General features: G+C 69.3%; 9 protein-coding genes. 6 read left to right on the top strand and 3 right to left on the bottom strand.

What is annotated here, in order from left to right:
* Nucleotides 1-47 precede the first annotated feature (47 nt).
* Nucleotides 48-1,559 carry an MFS transporter gene (locus HNR67_RS11195; protein WP_185001972.1) on the top strand — a complete coding sequence of 504 codons (1,512 nt, stop codon included), beginning with the start codon at nucleotides 48-50 and terminating at the stop codon, nucleotides 1,557-1,559.
* Here the strand turns inward: HNR67_RS11195 and HNR67_RS11190 are convergent.
* Genes HNR67_RS11190 through HNR67_RS11180 form a run of 3 tightly spaced genes read right to left on the bottom strand, consistent with a single transcriptional unit; the run spans nucleotide 1,543 to nucleotide 6,400 of the window.
* Nucleotides 1,543-3,354 (bottom strand): FAD/NAD(P)-binding protein, encoded by a 1,812-nt coding sequence (locus HNR67_RS11190; RefSeq protein WP_185001971.1) that lies wholly within the window; start codon nucleotides 3,352-3,354, stop codon nucleotides 1,543-1,545. The two genes, HNR67_RS11195 and HNR67_RS11190, sit on opposite strands and share 17 nt — an antisense overlap.
* Entirely contained in the window at nucleotides 3,354-5,483 is a 2,130-nt protein-coding gene (locus tag HNR67_RS11185) for an aldehyde dehydrogenase family protein (RefSeq protein ID WP_185001970.1), read from the bottom strand. The genes HNR67_RS11190 and HNR67_RS11185 overlap by 1 nt, the downstream gene beginning before the upstream one ends.
* Nucleotides 5,480-6,400: a ribonucleotide-diphosphate reductase subunit beta gene (locus tag HNR67_RS11180; RefSeq protein ID WP_221489847.1), complete on the bottom strand. Its 921-nt coding sequence runs from the start codon at nucleotides 6,398-6,400 to the stop codon at nucleotides 5,480-5,482. Before HNR67_RS11180 ends, HNR67_RS11185 begins: the two co-directional genes overlap by 4 nt.
* Before the next feature lie 665 nt (nucleotides 6,401-7,065).
* Here HNR67_RS11180 and HNR67_RS11175 point away from each other — a divergent pair.
* The 5 genes from HNR67_RS11175 to HNR67_RS11155 all read left to right on the top strand — a co-directional run bounded on the left by HNR67_RS11175 (nucleotide 7,066) and on the right by HNR67_RS11155 (nucleotide 12,320).
* Nucleotides 7,066-7,734 carry a GNAT family N-acetyltransferase gene (locus HNR67_RS11175; protein WP_281403232.1) on the top strand — a complete coding sequence of 223 codons (669 nt, stop codon included), beginning with the start codon at nucleotides 7,066-7,068 and terminating at the stop codon, nucleotides 7,732-7,734.
* Between the two features lie 56 nt (nucleotides 7,735-7,790).
* A complete protein-coding gene (gene lanKC / locus HNR67_RS11170) occupies nucleotides 7,791-10,430 on the top strand; it encodes a class III lanthionine synthetase LanKC (protein ID WP_185001967.1) in 2,640 nt (879 codons plus the stop codon).
* A 211-nt stretch (nucleotides 10,431-10,641) separates the two neighbouring features.
* On the top strand, nucleotides 10,642-10,734 hold the full coding sequence (locus HNR67_RS11165) for a SapB/AmfS family lanthipeptide (protein ID WP_185001966.1): 93 nt from the start codon (nucleotides 10,642-10,644) through the stop codon (nucleotides 10,732-10,734).
* Nucleotides 10,735-10,786: 52 nt separating this feature from the next.
* Nucleotides 10,787-10,879: a SapB/AmfS family lanthipeptide gene (locus HNR67_RS11160; protein ID WP_185001965.1), complete on the top strand. Its 93-nt coding sequence runs from the start codon at nucleotides 10,787-10,789 to the stop codon at nucleotides 10,877-10,879.
* A gap of 145 nt (nucleotides 10,880-11,024) precedes the next feature.
* A complete protein-coding gene (locus HNR67_RS11155; RefSeq protein ID WP_185001964.1) occupies nucleotides 11,025-12,320 on the top strand; it encodes an MFS transporter in 1,296 nt (431 codons plus the stop codon).
* Nucleotides 12,321-12,330: the final 10 nt, after the last annotated feature.

Raw genomic sequence — 12,330 nt, 5'->3', positions numbered from 1 at the left:
GCCCTCTTGCGGATACGATCGTATTCTAATAGGGGAAGGGGCCGCACATGGCACAGGCCGTCACCGAGACGCGGCACTCGAAGTCCCAGCAACTGGCCGCGGCGCTGACCAAGGGCCCGGTCGAGGTGCTCGACTTCCTGCTGCCGCTGTGGGCGGGCGCCGCGCTGGGCCTGTCCCCGGCGCTGGTCGGCACCCTGACCGCGGCCGAGACCCTGGTCTCCTTCCTGATCAGGCCGCTGGCCGGGGTGCTGGCCGACCGTTTCGACCGGGCCAAGCTGGCCGCGCTCGGCGCGCTCGGGTACGCGGCCTCCTTCGTGCTGTTCGCGCTGGCTGCCTCGTTCCCGCTGGCCCTGGTCGCGGCCATGGTCGGCGGCGCGGGCGGCGCCTTGTTCTGGGTGTCGCTGCGGGCCAAGGTGGGCGAGGACCTGCCCACCGACAGCGGTGCGTTCAGCAAGTTGTTCGCGGCCGAGGGCGTTGGCACCTGGGTGGCGATGGTGATCGCGGTCAGCCTGGTCTCCCGGATCGACTACCGCGGCGTGTTCTGGCTGTGCGCGGCCGGCTGCGTGGCCGCGGCGGTGGTGCTGTTCACGCTGAAATCCCCACCCCGCGCCGCGCTCGACCCGGCCTCGCCGAAACTGCGTGAGCTGGGCGGGCGGATGTACCCGCTGCTCGGCGTCATCGTGATCACCGCGATCGCCGAGGCCGGGGTGGCGCTGCTCCTGCTGCTGCACCTGCAGCGCGGGCACAACCTGCAGCTCGGCGCGATCGCACTGGTCTTCCTGCCCGGTTTCATCGTCTACAGCACGCTGCCGGAGTACCTGCACGGCGTGGTCACCCGGCTCGGCCGGACCAGGGTGGTCACGGTGGCGCTGCTGCTCAGCGCGGTGTTCGCGGTCGGACTGTCCTTCGCCCCGCATCCGGTGGTGCTGGCCGGGATGTGGATCCTGTCCGCGGCCGCCTTCGCCGCGGCCATCCCGGTCGAGCAGTCGGTGGTGGCCGAGGCCGCGGGCGGCAGCCTCGGCCGGGGCATGGCGATCTACGAGAGCGCCACCCTGCTCGGCGCGACCATCGGCACCTTCGGCGCCGGTCTGCTCTACAACTCCGGCAGCGGCTGGCAGATCGCCTGCGTGGTCGCGGCCGTGCTGCTGGCGACCGCCGCGGTGCTGGTGCGCGGCGCGATCCGGCGGATCGGCGTGTCCGACCGGGTGCCCGTCCCCGAACCCGCGCCGGTCGCCGAGGCCGAGGTCACCGCGGACCCGGTCGCCGAGGCAACCCCGGAGCAGGCCGAAACCGCACCGGCCAAGCCGGGCGAGCCGACCCTCAACACCTGGGCCGGGCACGCGGTGATCTTCGTGGTGGCCCAGATCGTGCTGGCCGTGATCGGCTACTCCTGGCCGTACGAGGCGCTGTTCAACGGCCCGCACCCGGCCGAGTGGTACTGGAACTCCAGCGGCCACCTGCTGCTCAACATCGGCCGGATCTGGTGCGCGGTCTTCGTCATCGACACGATCTACTCGGTCGGCCGGTTCGCGATCTTCCGGCTCAGGAACCGAGGCTGAGCACCGCCCGCGCCACCCGGTCGTTCTGCCCGAACGGCTCGATCTCCGGGGTCACGCCCGGCGTGTGCACCACGCCCACGCCGGGTCCGACCGCGAACCGGGCCGGGTGCGCGCCGCCGTCGGCGGCCAGCAGCCGGTGGTCGGCCGGGCGCACCGCGAGCCGCCCGGTGCGGTAGTCGCCGGTCTCGTCGGACAGCTCCTCCTCAGCGCACTCACCGCGGTCGAACAGCTTGCGCAGCAACGGATCCGCCGTGCCGGCCAGATCGGGTTCGGCCAGCCGGGACTCGATCAGGAACCGCGCCGGCGTCTCCCCCGGCACCCGAGGGCTGCTGCCGACGAACAGCCCGGACGCCTCGTCCGCACGCACCCGGGACTCCGGGCCGAGGAACCGCAGCACCCCGGCCTGGGCCAGCGCGAGCAGCTCGGCCAGCCGACGGCCAGGCGGCCCACTGGTCAGGAAGCTCATCAGCGGCAGGAACCCGCGCTCGACCTCCCGCACCATCGACTCCGCGGTCAGCCGTCCGGCCCCGGCCAGCTCCAGCACGGTGAGCACGGCCATGTTCACCCCGGCCAGCCCGCCGATCTCCGCACTCCACCGCGGATCGCCACGCCGATGCAGGTCCGTCCGCACGTAGTCGCGCACCCAGTCCTGGAACTCCGCCGCGTCCGGGAACCACCGGCCGGCCAGCGGATCCGTCCAACTGTCCGGATCGACCCGGTCAGTCGGATCCGGCACCGCCGCCTCGATCAGCTCCACGAGTTCCGGACTGGCCCAGTCGTAGCCGTCCAGCCCGGCCAGGAACTCCGCCCAGGACAGCCGCACCCGATCCGGGTGGCCGAGGAACAGCTCGTGGTAGTGCCCGTAGGCGACGTCCTTGCACACCAACGGCCACAGCTGCTCCCGGAAGCGCAACGGGCCAGGGGGCACGGTGTCGTGCCGGAAGTAGCGGGGCAGCTCGGGGGAACCGGCGAGCAGGCTGCTCTCCGGTTTGGCGTGGTAGGGCACGCCGGTGCGGGAACCCGCGTACAGCACGGGTTCCAGCCCGGAGGGCTCGTAGGCCAGCTCCCCGTCCAGGGTGCGCCGGAACTTGCCGCCGCGGCCCTCGGTGAGCAGCACCATGGTGTCCACGAAGGTCAGCCCGAGCCCGCGCAGCAGCACCGGTTCACCGGCCGGGACCGCGGCCAGCGCGTCCGCGTCCGCCTGCCCGCGCGGCAGGTAACCCAGGCCGTGCCGGTCCGCGAACTCGCGGGCGGCCAGCTCGGCCGGGGTCGGCCGCGCGTCCAGGTGGCCCTGGGCCAGCACCACCGCGTCCACCGTCAGCACCACGCCACTGGCCAGCACGACTTGCTGACCCTCGGCGGATTCCCGCAGGTCGACGGCCTGGTCCCGGTGCACCCGCACCTGGCCGAGCCGGTCGGCCGCGCGCTGGAACACCCAGGAGAAGTACGCGCTCGCCAGGGGCCGGGAGGCGAACCACCGCGGGGTGGTCCGGCCCACCTCCTCGGCCAGTTCTCCCCTGGCGAGCGCGTGGCCGCCGGCGGCGCGTGCCCAGTCCCACAGCGACGGGACGTCGTTGTCCGCGCCGGAGAACGGGGTCACGCCTGCCGCCCGCGAGTTCATCCACAACAGGTTGGGCTGGGCCCGCCGCCAGATCCGCCCCGGCCCCGCCGGGTACGGGTCGACCACGTGCACCTCCACCGGCCCGGAGGCCAAGGCGCACAGGCGATCCAGCACCCCGGTGCCGCGCGGGCCCGCGCCGATGACGCAGACCCGCAGCGGCCGGGTCCGCGACATCAGGCGGTGGCGCGCCGGGCCAGACCGGCCGGCGGCTTCAGGTGGTCGGCCACCGCCTTGGACACCAGCAGCGGTTCGGCGATCCGCCTGCCGCCGATGGCCACGTAGTTGGCCAGCATGCCCAGTCCGCCGAACGGCTCATTGCCGTTGTCGGTGCTCAGCAGGGTGGTGTTCTGGTAGACGTCGTGCCGCCTCGCCAGCAGCTCGACGGTGGACGGCAGGTTGCCGTAGACCATCGCGCCCATGGCCCGCTCCTCGAAGAACGGCGTGGTCAGCGTCTCGTGCAGGGCATCGAGATCGTCGTAGCTGACCACGTTGAAGATCGGCGCGAACAGCTCCTCGTAACTGGAGCGCCGGGTCAGCTCCCGGCACAGCACGGTGGGCTGCAACCGCCGCGCGCGCAGCTCGACCTGGCCGCCGTGCACGATGTGCCCGGAGTTGCGGTGCAGGTACTCCAGCGCGAAACCGAACGCCTGGTCGTAGTACATACAGCCGTAGTCGGCCCGCGGATCGTCGTAGGAGCCGAAGACCAGCTCGTCGATCCGCTTGCCGAGCAGGTCGAGGAACCGCTCGCGCACCGAGGAGTGCACGAACATCACGTCCGGCCCGAAGCAGTCCTGACCGGAGTTGATCAGCCGGATGTCCACCGCGTCGGCCACCGCGAGGTCCACGTCCGCGTCCGGCCCGACCACGACCGGGTTGATGCCCTGGCCGAAGTAGAGGAACAGCTGCTGCTCGCTGATCTGACCGCGGATCCGCTCGGCGTTGGCGTAGGTGCCGGTGAACAGCACCAGTTCGGCGCCTGCCACCGGACCGGTGGTGAACTGCCGCTGGGTGCTGGCCGCCAGGGTCACCGGCAGTCCGTGCACCTTGGCCAGCAGCTCGTGCAGCCGGGTGAGCTGGGACTGGATGTGCGCCGAGGGCCGGAAGGTGACCCGCTCGCAGTACAGGCTGGGCACCAGCACGTAGAGCACGTAGGCGTAGAGCGGGATGTTGGACGGCATGAACACCGCGGCGCTGCCGATCAGCCGCGGCTGGTGCGCGGTGACCTCGGCCTCCGCGCCGCGCAGGGTGCGGATCGCGGTCTCCAGCTCGCCGACGGCGGTGCGGTGGTTGGACACCTCGCACAGGATCGCCAGCACCTCGTCCCGGCGCTCGTCCAGGAAGGTCTCCACCGCCCGCAGCGCGGCCACCCGGCTGGGCAGCGGCACCGCGGCCGAGGTGGGTTCGGGTTTGGCCAGGGATCGAACCGAGCCAGTGCTGTTCACGGCATGTGCAGGGAGTGCGCGCATGTCGTCCTTCCCATCGCGGTTGAGCGAAGTAATCGGGGTGGCCGAGTTCCGGCCGGGTCGTTCGCGCAGCGGCACACCCTCGACGCACCACCGCCGCACCGAGCGCAGCGTCGCGGCCCGCACCGGCCGCAGCTCCAGCAACCGGCACAGGCCCTGACTGGCCGCCGGGGTCCCGTCCACCACGGTCACGTTCATCCGGGTGATCGCCTCCACCGCCAGGTCCAGCCGGTCGGCGGGCAGCACCACCGCGCTGCTGCGGCTGAACCACCACAGCAGCAGCAGGACCAGGCCGTACGGGTGGGAGAACGGCAGCAACGGCAGCAGCACGTCGGTGTCCTTGTACCCGGCCCGCTGCTGGGCCCGCCGGACCGCGAACCGCACCGTGCCCCCGGCCCGGATCACCGCCTCCTTGGCCCCGGCAGGCCAGACCTCCACCGCGTGCGAGCGCTGCCACCACTTCGTCAGGTCCAGCTCGAACCCGGCGGGCGCCGGCGATGCCTCGCGCTCCAGTTCGGACAGTCGCAGCCGGAACCCGGCCACCTCGGCGGGCAGTTCCACCGATCCGTCGTGCAGCAGCCAGCGCACCGGCGCTCGCCGCAGGATGGCCGCGGTCTCCTCCGCCGACTGGTCCTCCTCCAGTAGGACCAGGGTGGCGTCGGAGTGCAGCAGGGTGAGTAACGCGATCACGTAGCCGATCGAGTTGCCCCCTTGGATCGCGACCCGGTCACCCGGGGCGAATCCGTTGTCCCGCAGGTGTTCCGCGAAGACCCGACATCGTGCGCGTAGGTCCTCGAAGGACCGTACGCCGGTCTGGCCGATGAGGCCGACGCCGGTCATTGCCGGGCCAGGCTCAGGTCGTAGGGGTTGGTCAGGTGCGCGACGAACTTGGGGTCCGCGCCGATGTTGCCCAGGTGGCGGCGCAGGATGTCCACGCTCATCTGCCGGATCTTGTCCTGCTCGCGGGAGTCCCCGCTCTCGAACTCCTCGTCCATCCGCAGCGCCAGCGGCACGGCCTGTTCGAGTGCCTCGTAGATGTAGTCGCCATAGCCCTCCTGCACGCCGGTGCGCAGCGCGTGCAGGCCGAAGCTGATGTGCCGCGACTCGTCCCGGCACATCGCGGTGAAGGCCGCCTTGATGCCGTCGAACATGCGGGTGTCGCGCAGCGAGTGCACCAGGGCACGCTGCCCGATCAGCGCCAGCACGCCTTCGGTGATCAGGTGGAACAGCGTGCAGGCCTGCAGCCAGCGGCCGTAGTCCGGCGGGCTGTTGGTCAGGTCGCGCACGATCGAGGTCTCCAGCATGCTCAGCTCGCGGTGCGCCGGAGTGGCGATCTGCCAGGCCTCGGCCAGCATCGCCCTCGGGTTCTCACTCATCTCCAGCACCTCCTCGCCGAGCCGGAACACCGCGCGGGCGTGCCGGGTCTCATCGGCGATCTGGGTGCCGAGGAACAGGGCGTACTCCTCATCCGGACAACCCATGAGGATCGGGCCCAGCATGTCCAGCCCGGTGTACTCGCCGATGATGAAGGTGGCGATCGCCTCCTTGAGCATCACCCGCACGTTCTCCGGCAGCAGGGGGTGGTTGAGCATGTCGTGGTCCTTGCCGAGGGAGAGGTCCTCGGCCGACCACTGCTGCCGCTCCCAGCGCTGGTACAGCTCGATCGGCTTGGGCTTGCGGCCGATCACCAGGTCCGCGTGGCGCAGGACGGCGTCCGCCGGCAGCGACGGCAGCTCTCCGAGCTTCGCCTCGTCCATGTGAAACGTGCTCCACCTGCTCACAACCGACCTCCTAGCTCATTCGCGCGCACCACTTCCCCAAAAGAGGTGACAAATACGCGAGGAAACATCAGGGGGTGCAGATTCTGCAGAGCGCGAGCAGCGGCAAAACTATGGCGATTGGCCTGCGACATGGCCGAATGAGGCCGACCGTACCTGAGGCTCAAGCGAGGCTCAACCGTCAACGGTATACCCCTCATCGGGTATTTTTATGAGGTGGAGGCCAGCATGTAGGCCGATCACCCCTCAAACCCGCCCCATCACCTGGAGTAGCCCCCAAGGATGACTACCGGCAGACTTGGTCTGGTCCCAAGGTATTAAATCTTCCGGTTGACCCGGGTAGCTCTTCCTAGTACTTTCCGGGGCAGATGCAGTCTGTACTGGGGTTTTCGCACAGAGGTGTGGACAAGGGCGCGGCGACGCGAGCCCCCCTGAGCACGGGCAGCGGCATCAGTGGCGGCCATCTGCGGCGATGTGCGCACTAAGCACAATATCTGAAACAAAACTGGGGTAAGACTTCGACTCGGTAAGAGTCGTGTGCGTGTTTTCAGGCTAGGTCATTGCCTGGTAACCAACCACTCAACCGATGTTTAACTGAATTGTCCTTTTTTATCCAGCGACCCTGACCTCTGGAAGGGCCGGCGATGCTGCGCGAACCAAAATGCACGTTGGATAGCCTGACCGGAGACGACTATGTCACCGTCTCCGACTGGCTCCGGCCCATGGCCCTGACCAGCGCACTCACCTCCGACGCGAACGAGCAGATCACCCCCGAGGCGATCCGGGCGGTCAACGAGAGCGGCCAGGTCCGCTACTTCATGGTGGTGACCGCCGCGGGCGATCGGGTCGGGGTCGTCAACTACCGGCGTAGTGGCGGACACGGGGCCTACACCATCGGCGGGGCCATCGGGGACCCGGCGCGGTGGAACTCCGGGGTCGGCGGCGAGGGCCTCGGCCTGCTGGTGGATCACCTGTTCCACCAGCTCAACGCCCATCGGGTGGAGTTCAGCACGGCCTCCTACAACAAGCACACGATGAGCCTGCTGACCAAGGGCGGCTTCGTGCTCGAGGGGATTCTGCGCGACTACCACTTCCTTGATGGCGAGTACCACGACCGCACGGTGTGGTCCCTGCTGCGCGAGGAGTTCGAGGCGGGCGCCAGGGAACTGAGTGAGCAGATGCCGGTGGTCGATCTGGTGCCTGCCAAGGAGAAGCAGCGGGCCAAGGAGCTGCTGGCCAAGTACCTGGCCAACCAGCAGGACGCGGCCTGGCTCAGCTTCGCCAACCGGGCCGCCCGCGAGCGCCCGTACTAGGTCGGACCGGACCACCGGGCTAGACCACCGGACCGGACCGCGGAAGGGGCAGGCCGATGAAACCGTTGGTGGAACTGTATTCCCTGGCCGACCGGGTCTTCTTCGAGGACCCGGTCCGCTGGCAGACCGAGACCGCCTTCCCGCTGACCGAGGGTGAGCTGCCGCAGGGCTGGCGCCGCTCAGGGCGCGGGGAGTGGGTGATGCTGCGTCCGCCAGCGGACCAGCTGCCCGCGCAGGGCTGGAAGATCCACGTCTCGGCCACCCCGGAGACCGCCGCGGAGATCGTGGCCCTGGTGTCCGAGTACTGCCTTGACCGCTGGATCCCGTTCAAGTTCCTGCGGAGCACCGCGTTGCTGCGGGCGTTCAACCTCAAGTACGCCCCGCGCGCGGCCAGCGGCAAGCTGATCACCATCTACCCGAGGGACGAGGTCGAACTCGCCGACACCCTCGTCGCGCTGGACCGCCGGATCGGCGGCAGGCCGGGGCCGTACATCCTGACCGACCTGCGCTACCACCAGGGTCCGCTCTACGTGCGCTACGGCGGTTTCGACGCGCGCTACTGCACCGCGCCCGACGGCGAGCGGGTGCTGGCCATCGCGCGCCCGGACGGCACCCTGGTGCCCGATGACCGCAGGCCGGTGTTCACCACCCCGGACTGGGTCACCATGCCGAGGGTGCTGAACGAGAGCGTGGCCGCACGCGGTGCCACCGGCGCCACCCTCGACTACAAGATCGTCGAGGCCATGCACTTCTCCAACGGCGGCGGCGTCTACAAGGCGACCCGCAACTCCGACGGCCTGGAGGTCGTGCTCAAGGAGGCCCGTCCGTACGCCGGGCTGGCCGCCGACGACACCGACGCGATCGTCCGGCTGGACAACGAGGCCGCCGCACTGCGGGCGCTGGACGGGGTGCCGGGCGTGCCAAGGGTGCACGACGTGGTGCAGGTGTGGGAGCACCGGTTCCTGGTGATGGACCTGGTGCCGGGCACCAACCTGCAGCACTGGTTCGGCCAGCACTACCCGCTGATCGGGCTGGGCTCCACGCCGGAGCAGCGCCGCGAGTACGTGGCCCGCGCGTTGCGGGTGCTGGACCAGGTGACCGAGCTGGTCGCCGCGGTGCACGAGCGCGGCATGGTCTTCGCCGACCTGCACCCGGCCAACATCATGATCAGCGAGCAGGACGGCCAGGACGTCATCGGCCTGGTGGACTTCGAGGCCGCCTTCCCGATCGCGGAGAACCGCAACCAGCGCTTCGGCCACGCCGGGTTCACCAGCCGGGACAAGACCGGCGCGGACATCGACCTGCACGCGCTGGCCGTGCTCAAGCTGTGGCTGTTCCTGCCGCTGACCTCGCTGGTCGGCCTGGCGCCCGGCAAGCTGGCCGAACTGATCGAGATCGCCACCGGGCTCTTCGAGCTGCCAGCGGACTTCGCCACCTCGATCCTCGATGTCGTCGGCGAGGTGCCAGCGCCCACCACCACGGTGTCCGCGCTGCCGCGCACCTCACCGGCGCGCGCGGGCGGTGACTGGTCCGAGGCGCTGCCCTCGATCGCCGCGGCGATCACCGCCAGCGCCACCCCGGACCGGGCGGACCGGCTCTTCCCCGGCGACCTGGAGCAGTTCCGCTCCGGCGGCGGGACCTTCGCCCACGGCGCGGCCGGCGTGCTGTGGGCCTTGCACAGCACCGGTTCCGACCTCGATCCCGAGCACGAGCGCTGGCTGCTGGCCGACGCGGCCAAGCCAAGGGAGAAGATCGGCTTCCACGACGGGGCGCACGGGATCGCGCACGTGCTCGACCTGCTCGGGCACCCCGGCGCGGCCGCGGACCTGTTGGCGGGCACGGACGAGACCCAGATCAGCGATGTCAGCCTGCACAGCGGTCTGGCCGGCGCCGGACTCAACCTCCTGCACCTGGCCGACCGGCATGATGAGGCAGCGCACCGGAAACGGGCCCTGGCCATCGCCGAACGCCTCGGCGCGGCCATCACCAGCGGCGAGCCGCACGGGGTGGACAAACCCGCGGGCGAGCTGGGCCGGGCGAGACAGGCAGGCACGCTGGCCGGGTTGCTGCGCGGCTGGTCCGGGCCCGCCCTGTTCCTGCTCCGGCTCTATCAGTCCACTCAGGACAGTCAGTGGCTGGAACTGGCGGTGCGGGCAGCACATCGGGACCTGGACCTGTGCGTGGACGCGCACGACGACTCACTACAGGTCGACGGTGGCTACCGGACGCTGCCCTACCTCTCGGTGGGCTCGGCGGGCATCGCGCTGGTCGCCGACGAGCTGGTGCGCGAGATCGCGGACGAGCGGCTGCTGACCGCGCTGCCCCGGCTGGTCCAGGCCTGCCAGAGCGAGTTCGTGATCGATTCGAATCTCTTTCACGGCCGGGCCGGATTGATGGCGGTAATCGCTGGACTTTCCAGGGGCGCGTCTGAAATAATTAGTGACAGGCGGGTGAGAGAGCATCTCAACGGGATGCACCACTACGCACTCGCCTACAATGGACATGTCTCTTTTCCCGGTGACGGATGTAGCCGCTTGTCCATGGATGTCGCAACAGGTAACGCCGGCGTGCTGGTCGCTTTGACCTCGGCACTGCGCGGCGGGACTGCTTTCCTCCCGTTCCTGTCCGGCACGGATCATCGTGCCCAGCCCGGGAATGCGCACCAGACCAGCGGTAACAACCACCAGGAAGGGTGATGACCATGGCTATCCTCGACTTGCAGGGCATGGAGACCGGAGCCGTCGAACTGAACATGACGGGCAGCTCCTTCAGTATGTCCTGCTGATCAGACCGGCCGGGCGCGCGCTACCCGGCTTAGTGGACATGTTCCTTTTCCCCGGCGACGAATGTGGCCGCTTGTCCATGCACAACGCACCACCCGTCAGGACAAACGAATCGTCAGGAAAGGTGAATACAATGGCTATTCTCGACCTGCAGGGCCTCGACACCAACGCCGCCGAGCTGACCATGACCGGCAGCACCGTCTCCAACGGCTGCTGAATCAGCTCCACGCGTAACACCTGAACACAAACCCGCAATTCTTCAGGGAAAGGTGAATACAATGGCTATTCTCGACCTTCAGGGCCTGGACACCAACGCGGCTGAGCTGACCATGACCGGCAGCACCGTCAGCAACAACTGCTGAATTAGCCGGGTACGGCGAGAGATCCGTCTGGGTTGCTCGCCTTCCAGGTGACGTCCGGTGCAGGCGCTCGACGCGGGCGCCTGCACCGGACTTTCCGCACCTCGCCCGGGTCCGCCCGGACGGATGGGGGAAGAGGTCAAGGACCATGACCGCAGCGCCGGCCAGGCCGTCCGGCAGGCATCGCAAACCCGCCCCCGGCAGGCACCGGCTCCGCAAGGACCGCCGCGCCGGGCAGTACTCGGTCGCCCAGTTCGCCTTCGGCGTCAACCTGGTCGGCAACGGGATCGGCGGGGTGGGACTGCCGCTGTTCGTGCTGGACAGCACCCATGACATCGCCTTCACCGGGATCATCGTCACGGTCGCGGTGATCAGCTCGATCGGCACCGGCCTGTTCATGGGCCCGGTGATCGACCGCTTCGGCATGCGGATCTCGTGGATCTTCTCCATCACCATCGGCTCGGCCATCACGGTGCTGATGTACGTGCTGCACCTGGCCGGATCCCTGCCGCCGTGGCTGCTGCTGGCGCTGTGCTTCGTGCGCGCCGCGGCCGACGAACCGGGCCGGGTCGCCACCTTCGGCCTGCTGCCCGCGCTGGCGGAGAGTTCCGGCCACTCGCTGGAACGGGCCAACGCCACGCTGCGCGCGATGAACGCGATCGCCACCATGTCCAGCCCGATCCTGGTCGGCGGGATCGTGAGCCTGTTCGGCAGCTCGACCATCCTGCTCATCGATGCCATCGCCGGTCTGCTGGCCGCCGTGATCGTGGTGTTCTTCCTGGTCAACGCGGTGGAACAGGTACCGGCCGGTGATGAGCCGAGCGAGCAGGACGAGTTCGAGGGCCTGAGCTACCGCCGCCGGTTCTCGATGGCGATGAAGTTCTTCTGGGGCGACAAGGTGCTCAAGGTGCTGATCATCAGCACCACCGTGTTCGCCGCCCTGGACACCGGCCTGGCCAGCATCGGGCTGACCGCCTACGCCAATGAGATCCTCGGCTCGGTGGCCTGGTACGGCGGCCTGGTCGGCGCGTTCGGCCTCGGCTCGCTGGCAGGCACCATCGGCTACGGCGTGCTCGGCCCCAAACTCCCCCGCCGCGGCGTCTACCTGACCGCCTACATCGGTATGGCGGTCATGCTCCTGCTGCTGGCCTGGCAGACCGAGGTGCCGATCGCGCTGGCCATCATGGCCATCGCCGGGATCCTGACCAGCCCGGTCGACCTGCTCTACATGCAGGCCTTGCAGGAACGGGTGCCCAAACCGATGTTCGGCGGTGTCACCAGCATCGCTACCACTATCGTGTCAGGGCCGAGTCCGATCGCAGTCTCCTTGCTCACCTGGCTGTTGGCCACCATGGGCAGCCATCACACTTTCGTGGTTATCGGAAGCTGCTATCTTCTGCTCGCGCTGTCACTGTTCCTTGTCCGCCCGCTGCGTGAGCTGTGAGCGGCACCAG

It is taken from the genome of Crossiella cryophila (assembly GCF_014204915.1).
Lineage (GTDB): Bacteria > Actinomycetota > Actinomycetes > Mycobacteriales > Pseudonocardiaceae > Crossiella > Crossiella cryophila.
This window is presented reverse-complemented; position numbering and strand designations above follow the sequence as displayed.